The 19,324-nt window shown below is 61.2% G+C and carries 9 protein-coding genes and 2 tRNA genes; 1 reads left to right on the top strand and 10 read right to left on the bottom strand.

The annotated features are described in order from the left end of the window. The first annotated feature begins 141 nt into the window (after positions 1 to 141). The gene (locus M3B90_RS09655; RefSeq protein WP_396122438.1) at positions 142 to 867 is read left to right on the top strand and encodes a tyrosine-type recombinase/integrase; all 726 of its coding nucleotides are present in this window, start codon (positions 142 to 144) and stop codon (positions 865 to 867) included. 71 nt (positions 868 to 938) lie between these two features. On the opposite strand, the gene M3B90_RS02540 is transcribed toward M3B90_RS09655, so the two are convergent. From M3B90_RS02540 to M3B90_RS09625, 10 genes are all read right to left on the bottom strand, one after another. After that, positions 939 to 1,011: transfer RNA gene (locus M3B90_RS02540), tRNA-Ala, on the bottom strand. A gap of 7 nt (positions 1,012 to 1,018) precedes the next feature. After that, positions 1,019 to 1,147 carry a DLW-39 family protein gene (locus M3B90_RS02535; protein ID WP_259888480.1) on the bottom strand — a complete coding sequence of 43 codons (129 nt, stop codon included), beginning with the start codon at positions 1,145 to 1,147 and terminating at the stop codon, positions 1,019 to 1,021. Positions 1,148 to 1,166: 19 nt separating this feature from the next. Beyond that, positions 1,167 to 1,240 (bottom strand) — tRNA-Ile (locus M3B90_RS02530). A 122-nt stretch (positions 1,241 to 1,362) separates the two neighbouring features. Further along, entirely contained in the window at positions 1,363 to 4,725 is a 3,363-nt protein-coding gene (locus tag M3B90_RS02525) for a DEAD/DEAH box helicase family protein (RefSeq protein ID WP_259888479.1), read from the bottom strand. Continuing rightward, entirely contained in the window at positions 4,725 to 5,885 is a 1,161-nt protein-coding gene (locus tag M3B90_RS02520; protein WP_259888478.1) for a restriction endonuclease subunit S, read from the bottom strand. The genes M3B90_RS02525 and M3B90_RS02520 overlap by 1 nt, the downstream gene beginning before the upstream one ends. After that, positions 5,882 to 7,354, bottom strand: a complete 1,473-nt coding sequence (locus M3B90_RS02515) for a class I SAM-dependent DNA methyltransferase (protein ID WP_259888477.1) — start codon at positions 7,352 to 7,354, stop codon at positions 5,882 to 5,884. Before M3B90_RS02515 ends, M3B90_RS02520 begins: the two co-directional genes overlap by 4 nt. Positions 7,355 to 7,443: 89 nt before the next feature. Continuing rightward, positions 7,444 to 8,202 (bottom strand): DUF3566 domain-containing protein, encoded by a 759-nt coding sequence (locus M3B90_RS02510; protein ID WP_259888476.1) that lies wholly within the window; start codon positions 8,200 to 8,202, stop codon positions 7,444 to 7,446. Positions 8,203 to 8,224: 22 nt separating this feature from the next. Next, entirely contained in the window at positions 8,225 to 10,852 is a 2,628-nt protein-coding gene (gene gyrA / locus M3B90_RS02505) for a DNA gyrase subunit A (RefSeq protein WP_259888475.1), read from the bottom strand. Positions 10,853 to 10,921: 69 nt separating this feature from the next. Next, on the bottom strand, positions 10,922 to 12,997 hold the full coding sequence (gene gyrB, locus M3B90_RS02500; RefSeq protein WP_259888474.1) for a DNA topoisomerase (ATP-hydrolyzing) subunit B: 2,076 nt from the start codon (positions 12,995 to 12,997) through the stop codon (positions 10,922 to 10,924). Between the two features lie 537 nt (positions 12,998 to 13,534). Continuing rightward, positions 13,535 to 18,835, bottom strand: coding sequence for a S8 family serine peptidase (locus M3B90_RS09625; RefSeq protein ID WP_311199926.1), 5,301 nt, complete (start codon positions 18,833 to 18,835; stop codon positions 13,535 to 13,537). Between the last annotated feature and the right edge of the window lie 489 nt (positions 18,836 to 19,324).

Genomic DNA, 19,324 nt, shown 5'->3' with positions numbered 1-19,324 from the left:
TTCGAAGCAGGTCTGGGGCACCTGTCCGCTAAGTCCCTCTACGAACTGAAGTCAGTTATCAAGTCACGAGTTCGGCCAAAATGGGGCCGCGTCTATGCCAGGGACATACTTCCGTCGGACGTAAACGCCTGGGTGGCAGGAATGGTGAACGAAGGGCTTTCCGGTTCGCTAGTTCGAAAGTGCGTGGGAACGCTTAGACGGATTCTAGACGTTGGTGTGTCTGATCGTGTACTTGCAACCAATGCGGCCGCGAACGTCCAACTACCGAAAGACACGAAGAAGCACAAGGCGGTCTTTCTGTCGCCCGTGCAGCTCCACGCGCTTTCCACCGCCTGTGGTGACTACGGCGTTCTAGTCGAACTCCTAGGCATTTGTGGCCTTCGATGGGGGGAAGCAACGGCCCTACAAGTAGGGGACCTAGACACTAAGCGGCAACGTTTGCACGTCACGAAGGCTTGGAAAGACGTAGCCGGGAAACTGGAGCTGGGCGAAACAAAAACGGGTCGGGACCGGGCCGTTCCACTTCCCCCGTCCCTAGCGTCTCAGCTAGAAAGCCTGACCCGCGGGCGTTCGGTCGATGAACTCATCTTCTCAGCACCGAAGGGTGGCCCTTTGCGGATCAGAAACTTCACCAGGCAAGTGTTCAAGCCAGGAGTGTTCGCGGTTGATTCGATCCCAAACGAGATGTGGATCTACGACCTTCGACACACGGCGGCGTCTCTCGCGATTCAGTCAGGGGCAAACATCAAAGCGGTTCAGGCGTTGTTAGGTCACTCAACGGCCACGATGACCTTGGACCGATACGGGCACCTTTTCCCCGATGATTTGGGCGCTTTGGCCGCGGCGCTCGAAAATACTGCGTACTGACTGCGTACTGGAGGAATGAGAGAACCCCAGGCTTTCCGGCTCGTATGCCTTCCGACCTGGGGTTTTCCTTGTGGAGCTAACGGGACTCGAACCCGTAACCCCCTGCTTGCAAAGCAGGTGCGCTACCAATTGCGCCATAGCCCCCGGTATGTCAGCGGGTCTGCTCCTCGGCGTCCTGCCAAAGATCGTCCCTCAACTGTTTTTCTTCAACTTTCCGCCAGGCGAAGAGGCCGACGGCGGCGGAGGCGATGAGCAAGAGAAGTGCGCGTAGATACTTCACGTTGCCTCCGTTCGTTGAGTGGGCCTAGCTGGACTTGAACCAGCGACCTCTGTCTTATCAGGACAGCGCTCTAACCGACTGAGCTATAGGCCCTCCTGGAGCAACTGACGTAACTCCAACGAGGAAATACTCTAACCCAGTGCAGGGTGCCCACACAAACGATCAATGGGCCGTGTAGGGCACGCCACACGGTTCTTCCACGAAAGTGCCAGCGCTCAGGCGCGTTTGGGTTCAGGATCAGCGTGTGCGCGGATCACCCGGAGGCTCGTGACGATGCCCTCCACATCTGATTCGGGAAAAAGCACATCCACGGGCTGGAAGTCGTCGGTGTAGGGAGATTCAAAGATTCTGCTTGGCTCCATGACGCCGTTCACGGTGAGCTCGGAGACGATCATGTCGATGAAGCGGATCTGCTCAACGGTGTGGGTTGACTCGTCGAGAAAGTGGGCGAAGGCTTCGACTGCAGCGGCACGATCGAGCCCCGAGAGGGAGCGGAGGAAGAGGCCGAGGCTACCGTTTTCGTGAACGGCCCTGTCGATGTGGGTTCTTTCGGCTCCGAGCGTGTAGAGCATCTTCTCGAACTCGCCGAGGTCGGTCTCGGTGAGCTGCTTATTACGGCGAAGCTTCTGGATCGCGAGGTGGTCGCTGTGTTCGCGCAGGTGCGCCTTGGTTTTATCGCGGAATCGCTCCCAGTTCATGCCGGGCGTTGTGCCGGGCAAGTCGATGTCGACGGCATCGGTGAGCGAGTCTTCAAAGTCGGTGTACACCGGGTTGCGGGCGCCGTCGGACACCACGAACCCGGCAAGCTCCCGCACCCGCACGCGCGCGAGTTCAAGCATGGGGAGCGTGACGTCCACCCACCAGTCCTCTCCGGCCAGGTCTTCGAGCAATTCGGCCCGGGCGGCCACGAGGGGAATGCTTGTGCGGCCAAGGAGGTCCGTAGCGATGGCTTGCACGGTTTCGCGGACGCGATCAGCCGTTGCGGTGTCGTTTTCCAGAAGAGCAACTTGGGCGCGCAGGATCAAGAGGTCAAAGCGTTTCGCGGGTTCAGTTCCGACGCTTGCCGCGCTCGGCAGGCCGCCAAGTTCGAGCGCGTCGTGGGCGTCTTCGGCACTGAGGTGGTCCCATGCTTGGCCGTCGCTGAATTTTTCGACGAGGCGGCGATGCGGCCGAACGAGCACGTTGTCGAGTGTCATGCCGGAGACGAACTCGTGAAGGCGCTCGGCGGTGTCACGGCGAAGATCCGCGTCGCCACTCGAGGCGTCGATACCGCGCACGAGAGCCACGCGGTGCTCGAAAACGCGCTGGGTGAGCGATTTTTGAACGGAGCCTTCCACGGTGGGAAGGTCCTGGCTGAAGAATTCGAGGTTGCCGCAGAAATCGAAGACGTAGAAGTCTTTCTTGTCTTCACCTTCGCCGTAGAGGCCGGGGCACAGGCGGGTGCCGCGGCCGATCATCTGCCAGAATTTTGTTTTCGAGCGCACGGGTTTGAAGAACACGAGGTTCGCCACTTCGGGAACGTCGATGCCGGTGTCGAGCATGTCCACGCTGATCGCGATATGCGGAGCGGAATCCGCGTTCTCGAAACTTTCGATGAGCGAGCTCGCGTAGGAAACGCCGTGCGTGATGACGCGCGCGAACTCCCCCGCGAGATGCGGCCAGCCAGCATCGAACCGCTGGGCAATGAACTCGGCGTGGCGCTGGTTCTTCGCGAAGATGATGGTTTTAGCGAGGCGGTCTCCTCCGGCAACCTTGTGTCCGGATTCCATGAGGAGCGCGAGAACCTTATCCACCGTGTCCTCGTTGAAGAGGAACCGGTTGATTTCATCGGCCTCGATGCTGTCAGGCGGCCCGTCTTCGCCCCAGTCCATCATGTCCCAGTCGTCTTTTTCGCTTTCACTGAGATCGCTATAGCGGATGCCGCGGCGCAAGAACGTCGTCCCCACGGACACGCCCTTCGGCGGCACGAGGTACCCGTCGGTGATGCCCTGGTCGAGGGAGTAGGCGTCGGTGGGAACACCGTCTTCGAGCTGGAACAGGCGGTAGGTGTTGTGGTCGACTTCGTCTTTCGGGGTCGCGGTAAGGCCCAGCAGAAGGGAGTCGAAGTATTCAAAGATGTAGCCGTATTTCGCATACACGCTGCGGTGGGCCTCGTCGATGATCACGAGGTCGAAGTGCCCGGGGCCAAAGAGTCGCTGCTCGCCGTCAACTTTTTGAATCAGCCCGAGCATCGTTTGGTACGTGCAGAGGGACACTCGGCCCGACTTATCGGGGTCCTTCAGGAGGTTGACGGGCCCCGATTCGGGGTAGTGCGCAAGGAACGCCTTATGCGCCTGGTCCACGAGAGCCGTGCGGTCGGCGAGGAACAGCACGTTTTTCACCCACCCAGCGTTCATGAGCTGTTTGACGAGGGCCACGGACGTACGGGTCTTGCCTGTGCCAGTCGCCATGACGAGCAGGGCGTGGCGCTGCTTGCTGTCGAACGCGTTGTCTATGGCGCTGATGGCACGCACTTGGTAGTAGCGGCCCGCGATCTCGGGATCCACGGGTTCAGTGGCAAGCGGGCGGCGGGTCAAGCGGCGCTGGATGAGAAGCTCAAGCTGTTCAGCGGTCGCGAACCCTTGCACGGCACGCGGCGGGTAGCCCGAGGCATCGTCCCAGATCTCGTGCGTGTAGCCGTTGGTGTAGTAGATGATGGGCCTTCGCCCGAATTCTCGTTCGAGGGCGTCGGCATACAGGCGGGCCTGTTCTTGGCCTTCGAGGGGTGAGCGGCGCGTGCGCTTTGCTTCGACGACGGCGAGCGGGAGACCGTCGGACCCCCACAGCACGTAGTCCACGTACCCCTTGCCGGTTGCGCTCGGCATTCCCGTGACGGGGTATTCGCGGTCGCGTTGCTTGTCGAGCGGCCATCCGGCTTCGTTGAGCAGCAGGTCGATGAACTGGTCGCGGGTTTCGTCTTCCCGGTAGTCCTGGGTGTCGCTGCGGGTTTTTTCTGCTTGTGCGGCCCGAACTTCGGCGCGCATCTTCTCGATTTCCGCGTCGAGTTCCGCGATGAGGCTGTCGCGCTCTTCGAGTGCGCGTGCGTGCGCCTCGTCTTGTTCCCTGAACTTTTCGGCGAGCTTCACGACGTCCGCGCGGGACAGCGGCGCGGCCTGCGCCGCGAGCTTCGGGTCGAACTGCCGTCCCATTGGCACGGCATCGGGCGAGGCCGAGTAGCGAAACGCGGCCCACACCATGACGAGGTAGAGCTCCCGCATCACCTGCAGGGCGGCCCCGGCGGGAATCGGTTGCGTGGAGTGCACGGCTTTGTTGCCCACATTCTTGATGAGCATCAGTTTGGTGGAGATGCCATCGCCCGTAATCCGCTTGAAGCGAGGATCCGCGATATGCGCCGCAAGGTCGCGCTTGTACGGCTCCGGCAGATCAAGCAAGCGGTACAGGTGCATCACGAGCAGCTCGATCGAGCGCCGAGCGTGAATACACGCCGTCGACGGATCATTCGTCACATACGACTCCGCCTTCGCACAGCCCTCGTGAATCTGCGGCCATTCAGCCTTCAGGAAGTCGAAGTTCCCCATCACAGCTCTCCTTTGAACGCGCGGGACTGGAGGGAGGCGAACAGTTCGGTATCGCGCTCGAAAGAATGTTTGGCCGAAGCGATCACGCGGTCGATGATCTTAGTACGGCGAGCAAACTCTTTTTGCTCTTCCATTGGTGGCAACGGAATCATAAGTTCAGATCCATATTGTTTCGCGTTAATATTCGGTTGCGCTACAACATTCTGTCGCGCAGCGACCCACCCCCGGTATTTCGAGGTACGGGTGTAAGCGTAGAGAAAATCTGAGTCAATTAACTCAGGGTTCGGAACGAAACGAATCAGGTATCCGGCATAAACACAAGGGCCATCCGAAGTTCGATAGCGAAATGTCTTGCCAACTGTTGCGCCCGACCTTGCAAAAAGAATATCGCCTTCGTTTAGAAGATAACGCCTCCATTCCGAATACTCTCCTGCCGGTCCACGTGCTTCGTCTGAAAGAGTTCCGTCCTCTCGAATATCAGTAATCCTGACATAGCGAGGGAGATCCTCACTGATTTCAGTGCTGGCAACGGTAGCCCCGTATTCCCCGCGTCCGAGACTCACATCATTCAGGCACGAGGATGGATACTCCTTTACCTGGAACATCGAGTTAAACAACGAAGCTTTGAGGGCATCGAGGTCGGCAAGGACTTGGCGGCGCTTGGCGCGGATGGCGTCGGCTTTGTCCAGGATCGCCGCGATCCGCCGCTGCTCGTCAAGGCTAGGTAGAGGTACGAGCATATTCGAGAAAAACTCTACGGGAACTCGACGCTGACCACCACTACCGGTCATTTTGAGTTCACCGGATGCACGGATATAGTCCTGCCGCAGATAGTGCAGAAGATAGCGCTCGTTAAGCTCTTGTCCTGGCCTAATAACGTGGAACTCTGTCGACCCATATCCAAACTCCTGATTTAGGTCGGCTATCCCCACTTTCCCGTTCTCCCAGCAGGGCGTGATTTTGGCGACTAGGATATCTCCATCGCGGAACTGCGTATACCCTTTGGAGACATCGGCATAGTTTCGTTCATCCAATGGAATCGCTTTAGCGTTAACCGCATCTAGCTGAGCCATCCCAACGAAGGAAACTTGAGTGTCGGCGGGCAAACGCGCAGCACGAGGATTGATTTTCGCAACGTCACCCAGCTTCACCATCCTCATCGGAGCATCTCCTCCAGCTCCGCGAGCTCGCGTTCGATGTCGGCGTTGAGCTGTTTGATGTCGGCGATGATGTCGGCGGGGTCGCGGTGTTCGACTTCTTCGTACTCGATTTCTTTGTAGCGGTTGAGGGAGAGGTCGTAGCTTTGCTCGACGATTTCGGTTTTGGGAACGCAGAAGGATTGCTCGGTGCGGGCGCGGTCCTTCTCGCTGCCGTGGCGCTCGAGCCAGCGCTTGCGAACGTCGGGAAGGTCGCTCTGGTCGATCGGGTTGCGCTTATCGTCAAGAGAGAAACCGTCGGCGCGAACGTCATAGAACCACACGTCCTCGGTGCCGCCCGAATCGGTCTTCGTGAACAGGAGAATCGCGGTGGAAACGCCCGCGTAGGGGCGGAAAACGCCCGAAGGAAGCTTGATCACGGCATCGAGCTTCTGCTCCTCCACGAGCGCCTTACGCACGTCCTTATGTGCCTTGCTCGAACCGAAAAGAACACCATCGGGCACGATCACCGCCCCGCGGCCACCGGGCTCAAGCAAGCGAAGGAAGAGAGCGAGGAACAGCAGTTCCGTCTTCTTCGTTTTCACCATGCTGAGCAGGTCACTCGAGGTGGAATCGTAGTCAAGCGACCCCGCAAAGGGCGGGTTCGCGAGGATCACCGTATAGCGGCTCTCCTCACCCGCAGCGCCCTCCGAAAGAGAATCGCGATACGCAATCTCCGGATTCTCCACGCCGTGCATGAGCATATTCATGCTGCCAATACGCAGCATCGTTGAATCGAAATCGAAGCCGCTAAACATCGAGGTGTGGAACGCCTTGCGCTGCGAGGCATCCCGGAAGAGTTCCTCGTGATTTTCACGCACGTACTCAGAGGCGGCCACGAGGAAGCCAGCCGTGCCACAAGCTGGATCCACGATGCGATCACCAGGCTTCGGCGCCATCAGATCGACCATGAGCTCGATAATGTGCCGAGGAGTTCGGAACTGTCCGTTCGTTCCCGAGGTCGCGAGCTTGCTCAGCATGTACTCGTACAGGTCGCCGTTCGTATCCCGGTTCTCCATGGGCACCTGATCGAGCATGTCCACGACCTTCGTGAGCAGCTGCGCGTTCGGAATTGTGAAGCGGGCACCCTTCATGTGTTGAGTGAACGTCGAATCCCCACCGGAGAACTGCTCCCCCAGGTTTTGCAGGTACGGGAAAACCTCACCGCTCATGCGGGCAAACATCAGATCGGGCGAAAGCTCCCTCAGGTTCTTCCACCGCAAATGCTCCTGCCCAGGCAAAAAGACAGGATTCTCAATGGGGCTTCCCGTGTAGCGGGCTTTCCTCTCGGCATTGTCTTGAAGATCATCGAGGCGCCGCAAAAACAGCAGGTACGTGATCTGCTCAATCACCTCAAGAGGATTACTAATACCTCCCGACCAAAATGCATCCCACACCCGGTCAATTCTGCTGCGCAGCTCGCCTTGAATCATGCCCCCATCGTACGTGACCAGCACACGCTAAAGACATGCAGAAAGGGCCAGGTCCCCTCGAACCTGGCCCCTCTCCCCTGCTACAGAGTTTATCTGTCGGTAAGCGTGACCTTGAGGCCGCCAAGCAGCGAAGCCACGATGTTGTACAGGAACGCGAAAAGCGTGCCGAGCGCGGTGATGATCACGAGGTTGAGGCCCGCAACGATCACGGCGTAAGAAATCATCTTGGAGAACTCGAAGTACTCCATGAACGGCAGTGGCTTGCCGCTGTTGAGGTCGGAGCCGATCTGGTTGATCTGATCCCACAGGCCGATCGCGTCAACGATCTGCCACAGCAGCGCCACGGCAACGATCAGCGAGATGCCGAACGCGATCGCCACGAGGAACGACAGCTTCATCACGCTCCACGGGTCAAGCTGCGAAAGCGTGAGCTTCACGCGGCGGCCCTTGCGCGGAGCGTCCTGAGCGGGCGCGGGCGCAGGGTTGCCGGAAGCGGGCCGGCCGGCCGGCTGGTGGGTCGTGCGGCTCTTCGGCAGCGGCTGCGCGCCGCCCTGGCGCTGAGTGCGGGACGTTCCGCTTTGCGGTCCCGCGGGTGCGGGAGCCTGCGAGCTCCGGTGGTCCGACGCCTGCCCGCCCACACCGTGAGCGTCATGTGCACCTTGCTGCTGGGCGTTCTTTTTCGTGCGCGAGCTCGACTTCGGCTCTTCGCTTTCACCGCTCTTGATCGCGTCGATACGGCTCGTGACACCCTCCGAAAGCGCGGCGGTGGCGTTGCGGGATTCGGCGCTCTGCTCGGGACCGCCCTGCTTCGCGATTGGCTGGGTGTTGTCGTCGCTAGTGGAACTCACGGTGTTCTCCTCGCTCATTCGATCAGTCCGAGACTACGGCATCGCCGGCATCATCATTGCCAGCTTCCTCCGCCTCGTCATCCGGTTCACTTTCCTTGAACACGTTGACGAGGATGATCGAGTCTTTCTGGTCGGGCTTCGCGAAGACGACGCCCATCGTGTCACGGCCCTTGGACGGCACGCCCGCGACGGAAGACCGCACGACCTTGCCCTTCTCCATGAGCACGAAAACTTCATCGGTTTCTTCCACAACGGCAGCGCCCACGAGGTGACCGCGGTCGTTCGGGAGCTTCGCGACCTTGATGCCGAGGCCGCCGCGGCCTTGGACGCGGTACTCATCGATCGAGGAGCGCTTCGCAAAGCCGGAATCGGTCACGGTGAACACGAACGTTCCTGGATGAGCAACGTCCATCGCGAGAAGCTCATCATCACCGCGGAACTTCATGCCGGTCACACCGCCCGTAACGCGGCCCATGGGGCGCAGCACATCGTCGGAAGCGGGGAACCGCACGCTCTGGCCGTTCTTCGACACGAGCAGCAGGTGATCGTCGCCGTTGACAGCGCGGGCCGCCACAAGCTCATCGGTGACGAGGGAACCGTCGGACCCCTCGAACTCACGCAGGTTGATCGCGATCAGGCCGGCGCTGCGGTTCGAATCGAACGCGCTCATCGCGGTCTTTTTGACGATGCCGTGCTTGGTGGCGAGCACAAGGTATTCGGCCTCGTCGTACCCGCCGATCACGAGCACGGAACGGATCGACTCGTTCGGCTGGAACTCGAGGAGATTCGCGATGTGCTGGCCCTTCGAATCGCGCGGCGCCTCGGGAAGCTCATATCCCTTGATGCGGTACACGCGACCGAAGTTCGTGAAGAACAAAAGCCACTTGTGGGTCGTGGTCGTAAAGAAGTGATCGACCACGTCGTTCTCGCGCAGGCTCGCGCCGCGCACGCCCTTGCCGCCACGCTTTTGCGCGCGGTATTCATCGGTCTTCGTGCGCTTGACCCAGCCGCCGCGCGTAATCGTGACGACCATGTCCTCTTCGGGAATGAGATCCTCAACCGAAACATCGCCATCGAAGGGGACGATCTGCGTGCGGCGCTCATCGCCGTACTTCTCGACGATCGCGTCGAGTTCCTCGCTCACGATTTCGCGCTGGCGCTGCTCGCTGCCAAGGATTTCCTCGTACTCGAGGATCAACGCGGCGAGGCGATCGTGTTCCTCGGTAATCTTCTGGCGCTCGAGGGCCGCGAGGCGGCGAAGCTGGAGGGCGAGAATCGCGTTCGCCTGGATTTCATCGATGTCGAGGAGCGCGATGAGGGCTGTGCGGGCCTCGTCCACGTCGGGCGAGCGGCGAATGGTCGCGATGACCTCGTCGAGCGCATCGAGGGCCTTGAGGTAGCCGCGGTAGATGTGGATCTGCTCCTCGGCCTTGCGAAGGCGGAAGCGAGTGCGACGCACGATGACGTCGATCTGGTGCTTCGTCCACTCCCGCACGAACGAGTCGATCGAGAGCGTGCGCGGCACGTCATTGACGATCGCGAGCATGTTCGCGGAGAAGTTCTCCTGAAGCTGGGTCTGCTTGTAAAGGTTATTGAGCACAACCTTCGCGACCGCATCGCGCTTGAGGGTGAGCACGAGGCGCTGGCCAGTTTTACCGGAGGTTTCATCGGTGATGTCGGCGATGCCCTGGATGCGGCCGGCCTTGACGAGCTCGGCGATCTTGCGGGCGAGGTTGTCGGGATTGACCTGGTAGGGCAGCTCAGTCACGACGAGAGCGAGGCGACCGTTGATCTCTTCGGTCTTGACGACCGCGCGCTGCGTGATCGAGCCGCGGCCCGTGCGGTACGCCTCCTCGATGCCCTTGCGACCCGTGATGGTCGCGCCATTCGGGAAGTCGGGGCCCTGGATGCGCTCGATGCACGCCTCGAGGAGCTCTTCCTTCGTGGCCTCGGGATTCGTGAGCAGCCACTGCACCGCCGAGGCAACCTCGCGCAGGTTGTGCGGGGGGATGTTGGTTGCCATACCCACGGCGATACCCGCCGAGCCGTTCACGAGGAGGTTCGGGAAACGTGAGGGCAAAACCACGGGCTCATCGACCGTGTTGTCGTAGTTGCCCACCATGTCCACGGTGTCTTCGTTGATGTCGCGCACGAGCTCGAGGGCGAGCGGCGACATCTTGCACTCGGTGTACCTCGAGGCCGCGGCGCCGTCATCACCGGCCGAGCCGAAGTTGCCCTGGCCGAGCACGAGAGGGTAGCGCAAGTTCCACGGCTGCACGAGGCGCACGAGCGCATCGTAAATCGCGGAATCGCCGTGCGGGTGGTACGTACCCATGACCTCGCCAACGACCTTCGCGCACTTGCTGAAGGAACGCTCCGGGCGGTAGCCACCGTCGTACATGCCGTACACGATGCGGCGGTGCACCGGCTTGAGGCCGTCGCGCACATCGGGGAGTGCACGCCCCACGATCACGCTCATCGCGTAATCGAGGTAGCTCTTTTGCATCTCCTTATTCAGATCAACCTGGAAGATCTGATCGCTCTCGTCCTCGTCGATCGCATCGACGGTTGTCGTGAGGCCCTGCGGGATCGCGTGTTCGAGATCCTCGGCGCTCTTCGGGCCCTGATCTTCGATGTTCTCGTCGCTCATGTCTTCTCCCCTACTCTTCCTCGCGTGAATGCTCTCTCAATAACCGCGCTTCGCCTCTCGGCGCGCGATTTAGATATCGAGGAAGCGCACGTCCTTCGCGTTTTCTTGAATGAACCGGCGGCGCGCATCCACGTCGTCGCCCATGAGCACGCTGAACACCGCGTCGGCGTCGGCGGCTTCGGCCATCGTCACCTGCTTGAGGGTGCGCAGATTGCGATCCATCGTCGTGGTTTGCAGCTCGCGCCAATCCATCTCGCCGAGACCCTTGTAGCGCTGAATGCCGTTGTCCTTCGGGATGCGCTTGCCAGCGGCGCGGCCCTCCTCAAGCTTCTGATCGCGCTCGGCGTCGCTGAACACGTACTCGTGCGGCGAGTTCGTCCACTTAAGCCGATACAGCGGCGGCATCGCGATGAACACGTGCCCAAGCTCGATGAGCGGACGCATGTAGCGGAACAGCAGGGTAAGCAGGAGCGTGCAAATGTGCTGGCCGTCAACGTCGGCATCCGCCATGAGAATGATCTTGTGGTAGCGCAGCTTCGTGGGATCGAAATCCTCGCCGATGCCCGTGCCGAACGCCGTGATGAGCGAGCGCACCTCGGCGTTATCGAGGGCGCGATCAAGGCGCGCCTTCTCCACGTTAAGAATCTTGCCGCGGATCGGGAGAATCGCCTGGGTCTTCGGGTCACGGCCAGACACAGCCGAGCCGCCTGCCGAGTCGCCCTCAACGATGAAGATTTCGCTAATCGCGGGATTGCGGCTCGAGCAGTCACGAAGCTTGCCGGGCATGCCACCCGTTTCGAGCGGCGACTTGCGGCGAGTCGCATCGCGCGCCTTGCGGGCGGCCTCGCGGGCCGCGGCCGCCGATTGCGCCTTCGTGACGATCATCTTCATCTCGTTCGGGTGGGCCGAGGCCCAGTCGCCGAGCTTGTCGGTCATGACCTTCGACACGAACGTGCGCGCAATCGTGTTGCCGAGCTTCGTTTTGGTCTGCCCCTCAAACTGCGGCTCGCCAAGCTTCACGGACACAACTGCCGTGAGGCCCTCACGGATGTCCTCACCCGTGAGGTTAGCGTCCTTTTCCTTCATGAGGTTGTTCGAGCGCGCGTAGCGGTTGATCACGCCGGTGAGGGCGCTGCGGAAGCCCTCTTCGTGGGTGCCGCCCTCGTGCGTGTTGATCGTGTTCGCGTACGTGTGCACCGACTCCGAGTACGCCGTGGTCCACTGCATCGCGATCTCCACCGAGATCATGTGGTCGGTGTCTTCGCTATCGAAGCTGATGATCTCCGGGTGGATCACCTCGGCGCGCTTTTGCTTGTTGATGTACTTGACGAAATCCTCAAGCCCCTGCTCATACAGGAACGTCACGGTCTTCGTCTTCGGCTTCTCGGCCGTATCGGCGCCCGCGTCGGTGGGGCGCGCCGCGTCGTTGATGCCGTCGTTTTCATCAACGTCCTCGTCGAGGTTGTCGAGATCCGGAAGATCATCGTCAACGGGATCCTCCACCGGTCGGTGATCCGTGAGGGTGATCTTGAGGCCCTTGTTAAGGAACGCCATCTGCTGGAAACGCTTGCGCAGCGTCTCGAACTCATACTCGGTGGTTTCGAAGATGTCGCCATCGGCCCAGAAGGTGAGCGACGTGCCCGTTTCTTCGGTTTCCTCGCCCTTCTCGAGCGGGGCATCCGGCACGCCATGCGTGTACTGCTGGCGCCACACGTAGCCGTCGCGCTTGATCTCGACCTCGAGGCGCTTCGAGAGCGCGTTCACCACGGAAGAACCCACGCCGTGGAGGCCACCCGAGACCGCGTAGCCGCCACCACCGAACTTGCCGCCCGCGTGAAGAACAGTAAGCACGAGCTCAACCGCCGGCTTCTTCTCCGTGGGGTGCATGGCAACGGGGATACCGCGGCCATCGTCGATCACGCGCACGCCGCCATCCTCGAGCACGTCCACGGTGATCTCACTCGCGTAGCCCGCGAGCGCTTCGTCAACCGAGTTATCGACGATCTCGTACACGAGGTGGTGCAGCCCGCGCTCGCCGGTCGAGCCGATGTACATGCCTGGACGTTTGCGAACCGCCTCGAGGCCTTCGAGGACCGTGATGTCCGAGGCGTCGTAATGCGGTGCGTTTTCCTGGGCTTCGCTCACGAAGGAATCTCCTTGATGGTCAACGCCGGGTCGGTCGAACCCGGGTGTGAGGATCGAGGGCCCGTAAGCCACCTCCACCCCTCGGTACGGGGCCGGGCCCATTTCGGGGGCCCGTGGCCTCTCAGGGCCGTTTGCGGGCCGCTGAGCGGGGCTCGACCACTCTCAACCCTCAAATTTTACCGCACGGGAACCCCAAAAATGGTGTCATGAGCGTAGATCGGCACCGCGTGTGTCGGTCAGCACAGCCCTCCCCCACTGAATTCCAGAGGGTTTGTGGGGGTTTGAGTGACGTGACACGGTGGGCGAGGAAGGTCTGGAGGAGCCACACCAAACCAAGGCCAGACGGGCAGTCCCGAGCGGGGCCGGCGGAAATAGCCCCCATAACCTCTATGCAATCCAGGGAAAGAGGAGAAAAGGGTGGGGTGCGAAGTCCGACGCTTGCCGGCCTCCAACACCCCACCATTCCTTGACCCGTTCCCGGGCCTACCTCAGGGCCTTACTCCTTCTTCGAGAGCACATGCCTTCGATGCCCTTTGGTTACTTGTCGCCTCGCCTCCTCGCAATCACAAGGATCGCGATGCCGCCAAGCACGATGAGCGCCGCGAGACCCGCGGTCGCCGCGATCTCCGCACCCGTGCGCGGCAGATCGATGTGGCGATGCGAGCGCGAGCCCTCGGAGGAGCCGTCGGACTTCCCGGGCGCACGGCCACCCTCGGTTCCGCCGTCCTTCGCAGGCGGCTGGCCCGAGTTGGTACCGTCGTCGCGCACGGGCGGCTGGCCTGGGCTGGTGCCGCCATCCGTGTCGGGGTTGGCGGGCCGCTCGGGGGCGTCGTCACCGGGGTTTGCGGGCGGGGCAGAATCCGCGGGCGCGGGTTGCTTCACCTTCTCGGTGATCGTCACCGTTACGGTGCGCATGACGATACGGCCATCGGCATCGGTCGCGACGAGCGTGACCTTCTGCTCTCCGGGAACGAGAACGGTACCGGGCGCGAGGCCCAGAACCGTGTCGCCCTTCGCGAACGCGGAGCCATCATCGATCACCGTGTAGTGATCGAGAACCTGCTTCGCTGCCGCGGCCTGGTCCGCGAGCGCGCCCTTCTCAACTTCGAACGTCACCGAGTCAGGGCCCTCAATCGCGGCCTCGTCGTCAACGTAGAACGTCGTAGTGGTCGTCTCCTTGTTGCCGGCAAGGTCGGTCGCCTGCACGCTCGCGGTGTAGAAGCCCGCCGGGAGATCGGCAGTCTTGATGGTGGTGCCGAGGCGCGTTTGCACGTTGTGCGTCTCGGTGCCATCCACGGCTGTGGTCTCGGCAGGCCTTGCGGCCTCATCAGCGTTTGCGGACTCCTCAGTGTTCGCAGCCTCGCCCCCGCCGTTCGCGCTTTGCTGCGCGGCCGGGTCTTCATTGCCGCCATCGTCATTCTTGGGCGGCGCGAGGACACCTTCAACGTCCACGGCAGTGCTCGTGAGCTCGGTGTTCTCTTTGTAGATCTCCTTGCCATTGAGGCTCACGGAGACGTTCGCGAGGTTGTCGTCCTCACCCCACGCTTCGAGGTCACGCTGGTCACGGATGACCTGGAGGTTCTCAACCGTGTCGAGGCCCACCGTGGGGTTGACCTTATCGAGAACAACCGGGATCACCGCGACGAGCTCGTTCCCCATCGAATCATTCGAATACACGAGGAGCTTGTCGCCATCGCGCACCGTCACGAGGTGCTCGAAGTCCTGACGATTCACCTCGTCACCGGGGTGATTGTCGCGCACAAAATCGGTCACGTACTCGTTATTGAGCGCGAGGTAGTGGCCCCAACCGTCATCACTGATCGTGCCCTTGAAAGTCACGTCGTCGGTGTTCGTGTAGAGGGTGCCACCCACGAGGCTCGGCTCGGTGAAGTCGAGGCTCGGCGGCTTGACGTCCACCCACAGGCGGAACGACCCGCTGAACTTCTCTTCGCCCTTGTCGTCTTTCACGATCTGATGGAAGTCGAGGATGCCCATCTCGATCGGGAGGTCAACGCTGAACTTGTCGCCCTCGATCGTCGCGGAAATCGGTTCGTTCCTCGTGATCGTGCCATCCTTCGCGCGCGAGGTGGGGATGAACTCGATCGAGCTCACGGGATCGTTGATGGTGCCCGTGAGATGCAGCGTTTTACCGTCCTCGCTCACGCCTTCGCTCGTTGAGTTGATGTCACACCAGTTCTCTTCCGAGTCGCACGTCTCCGGGTCGTACGTGGGGCGCGCGAACGCGTCTTCCTCCGGTTCTTCCTCCGGCGCGGGAGCCTCGCGGCCCTCGATTTCAACGTCGAGAGTGTCCTTCGAGGCGCCATCGCTCGCAACGATGGTCACGACGGGAACGTTTGGATCGACCTTTCCGGAGAACGTGAACGAGCCGTCTTCTTTGACCTCAACAGGTTCGTTGAAGATCCAGGCCTTGAGCTTGGCACCTTCGCGCTCATCCGCGATTGTCCCGGAGAGCGTGTAGGAGCCATCTTCCGCCACCACAAGTTTCCCGTTCTCGTTGAGCACGCCATCATCGAGGGTGATGGTCGGTGCCTGTGAATCCTGCTCGACAGTGATCGTGCGCTTCGCGAGCTCCTTGCCGGAAGCGTCATAGGCCACCACTTCGAGGGTGTACGGCTCGGGGCCCTTATACGCCTTGTCGACGTACTCGAACGTGCCATCGACGATCTTTGCGTCGTTACCGTTCACGCTCACGCGGGAAACATCTCCCTGAACGACGCCCGATACTTCGAGGGCACCGTCGGAATCCTTACCCACGTACGCCTTCTCACCCTCACCGATGCTGTACCCGTTGACGTTCACGAACAGAGGATCGTTGCTGAAGGTCACGATCGTGGAGGCTTCGTTGTAGCCGTGATCGACCGCGCCGACCGTGGCGTATGGCGTGGCAGAGTCGAACGTTGCAACGAAGCTGTCGTCGGCCTGCTTTTTCACCTCGGCCTTGTCGCCGCTCGCGGTAAGCACGATCGGGTCATCCAGGATGCCGGAGCCGCCATCGTTATCCACGGCCGTGAAGTGCACGCGGCCCGGTTCCTTCTCGAGAATCTCCACCGTTGGCGCCGCGGTATCCACCGTGAACGGGAGATCGGTGACCTGCGGCTCGTAACCTTCGTTGATCGTGGCTTTGAGGCGGAACGTGTAGGAGCCGTCGGTAAGAGGCGTATGCTTGCCCGTCGACTCATCCCACAGGGTGCCATCGAATGAACGCCCCATGAAGGTGAGGTCGCCGTCGAACGCGGTTGGAACGTTCGCGCCGATGACGCGTCGAACCATCTCGTCCTTGCCGAGAGTCGCGAGGACCTTGCCGTTCGAATCGAGAATCTCGTATTCGATCGCATCGGCATTGCGCATGAGGAGAATGCCCGGAGTCACGGTGTCGAGAAGGCCGTCGTTATTGGGCGAAAGCGCGAGCGGCGCCTCGTCAGGGGTATTAAACTCGGCGGTCTCCTCGCCGAGCGAACCCACGAGATTCGTATTGTCGGCGGGGCCATCCTCCATCCACGGCTTGCCCGGCTCCTGGATGATGTTTTCCTCATTCCAGTCGCCCACGAAACCAAGGTAGGGAACAGCGAGGTCAAGCGCGCCATTTTCGCCCTTGAACTGCGCCCAGCCCTCGATGAAGTGGTTTCCGGAGGCCGTTTGCGGGGTCAGGGTGAACTGCACCGTGGCGGTTCCGCCCGCAGGCACGGTCACGTTCGAGGCCGACGCCGCAAGCGACTCACTCGAAACCTGAGCGAGGGTCGGCTGCCCCGCTTCATTCGTTTCCCCGAGCACCTTCTGCGCGGGGATGGCGAACGTGCGGTCCTTATCGCCGCGATTGGTGAGGGTCACCGTGAAGCTCTTCGGGCCGTTAATCTGGCCGAGCGCCACGGATGCCTCGCCATCAACGGTCGCGGTCACGTCGGTCGTGAGCGCGCGATCAACCTGCGCGAGACCCGCACCGATCTGGCGCGGAAGGTACGGAACCCCATCCTCATTCTCGAGGATCGTCGCGGTGTTCATGAGCGAAGTCTCGATCAGATCCACGCGCTCTTCACCCGTGACGTTCGGGAAGCGCTCCGCGAACTTCTCCGTGAGAAGCGCGCTCATGCCCGCAACGTTCGGAGTCGCCATCGACGTGCCGCTCATGTTCTCGTAGCCATCTTCGCCAACGGTCGAGTACACGTTGCCGCCGATACCCGCGAGCTGAGGCTTGAACGACAGGTCGTTCGGGGTTCCCCACGACGTGAACGAACTCGGTTCGAGGCCGTCGGGCGCCGGATCCTGCTTGATCTCGTCGGTAAACGTCACGGTCGCATTCGGATCGGCCTTGAGGGCATCGATGAGCTGGTGGCCCTGCTCATTCGTGAGGGCAGCACCGAAGGTCTCGAAGTCCTCAATGCCCGCCATGCCGCGGTAGCCCTCTTCGCCATCGCTGTTGAACACCATGACGCCCTCGGCGCCATGATCAAGGGCGTACTGGAATTTCTCCGCGAAGGAAATCTCGCCGCGCGAAATAAGCGCATACTTACCCTTGAGGTCGATGCCGTCCTTGTAATCCTCGGGGCGCCCAAGCCCCACGTACTCGTAGGGGTGAGGCTTGGCGTCGGGCTCACCCACGCCCTCGAGGTAGCCGATATCTGTGCGCTTGCCGTTTGCCTCGAAATACGCGAGCGGCACGCTCAATGTCGAGTTATTCACCGAGGCGATTGAGAAGGCCGAATCGTTCGTCGAGGGGCTTCCCGCCACGCCATCATCGAGGCGCCCGAGCACGTCATCTGGCCCACCGTCGAGCGAGAAGTTCTGGCCCTCGTTACCGGCGGCGACCAGCGTGATCACGCCCTGCTCGCGGGCCTTCCGCATCGCCTCGTAGGCGCCATCGGAAAGATCTGGAACGCCATTTGGGCTGCCGAGCGACATATTGATGACATCGGCATCGAGCTTCACCGAATCCTCGATCGCGGCGATGATGTCACCATCGTTCGCGCCGGACGATTTCTTCGGGTCATTCGAGAAAACCTTCATCGCAAGAAGCTGCGCGTTCGGCGCGGCGCCGTCGATGCGGCCAGTCGAGGCAAAGTCGGGGGTGTCACCCTCGGAACCGTTCGCCGCGGTAATTCCGGCAACGTGCTGGCCGTGCTGCGAATCGGTGAGGTCCATGACCTCGAAGTTGTCATCCGCGTAGTTGTAGCCGGTGGGCACCTTCTCGTTGAACTTGCCGGCGGCCTCCGGGTTGATCTTCTTGATCTTCGCCTTGGAGAAAACGCCCTCATCAAGGCGCATATCCGGGTGCTTCGCGTACACGCCCGAGTCGATAATCGAGATGACCGTGCCTTCGCCATCAACGCCGAAGTCCTTGTACGCTGCAGGAATGCCCTGCAGGTCGCGCGCTGAATACTCGCTTTGGTAGTACACGCGCTCGCGGCGCACGGAGGCCACCTGCTTCTCGGTCGCGAGATTCTGGATCTTGCCCTCGGGGATCTCAGCACTGAACCCGTTCACGAGGTAACCGAACTGGCGATCAACCTTGAGCCCGTACTTCGCCTTCCACGACTCAAGCAACGTCGCTTGGGAGGAAAGGCGGTTCTTTTCGCCGGATTCGCTCGGGGCCGACGGTTGGTTCTTCAACATGACGACCACGCGCACGCGCTCATTCGACACGGGGCGAGTGCCGCGCTTCTCGCGATGTTTGTGGATTGCCTCGCGCTGAATCTGCGAAATAGCAGGCGTTGAGTCGTGGTCATCGGTAGGTGCGGCGAGCGCTGCCGGAACGGCGAAACTCGCGGCGACGGCGCTGACCGACAGCGCGGCAAGCACCTTTCGCGTAAAGCCTGGGGACACGCTGATCTCCTTTGACGGGAAACTTCGAGGAATCGAACCGAGCGCACCAGGATCATCGACGCGCCAGGGCCGGGGCCGGGGAAGGGACGAGAGGAGGGTCTGTGACTCAGTTCTCAGTGAAGCCTAGACTCAAAGTGACAATTTGGTGGCCGGTTGACCAAAAAATGACACAGATAAGATGAACTGCCTGGTCATCCGTCGGAAATCTTGGCACCGCCGAACCACCCCGAGCTGCCCCCTCCTGGCTGAGAGTCGCGCTCTCCCCGGCAACCTCCCTCAAACAGCCCTCCCTGCTAGCCTCTCCTCCCTGCACCTTCCCCTACCCCAATAGGCTCCCGTAGCAGCATCCCTGCTGCTGCAGCCTTCCCCTACCCCCACAGCCTTTCCCCTACCCCATGGCCTCTCCTTAGTTCCCTTACGCCTCCCTGTCACGAAAGTGGTGAATAACCGCGTCAGAGCACCGTTTTTCTCCGTGAGAGGGCGCTTTTT

It is taken from the genome of Dermabacter sp. p3-SID358 (assembly GCF_025147465.1).
GTDB lineage: Bacteria > Actinomycetota > Actinomycetes > Actinomycetales > Dermabacteraceae > Dermabacter.
The sequence above is the reverse complement of the archived record's forward strand: the minus strand, read 5'-3'. Positions and strand labels throughout refer to the sequence as shown.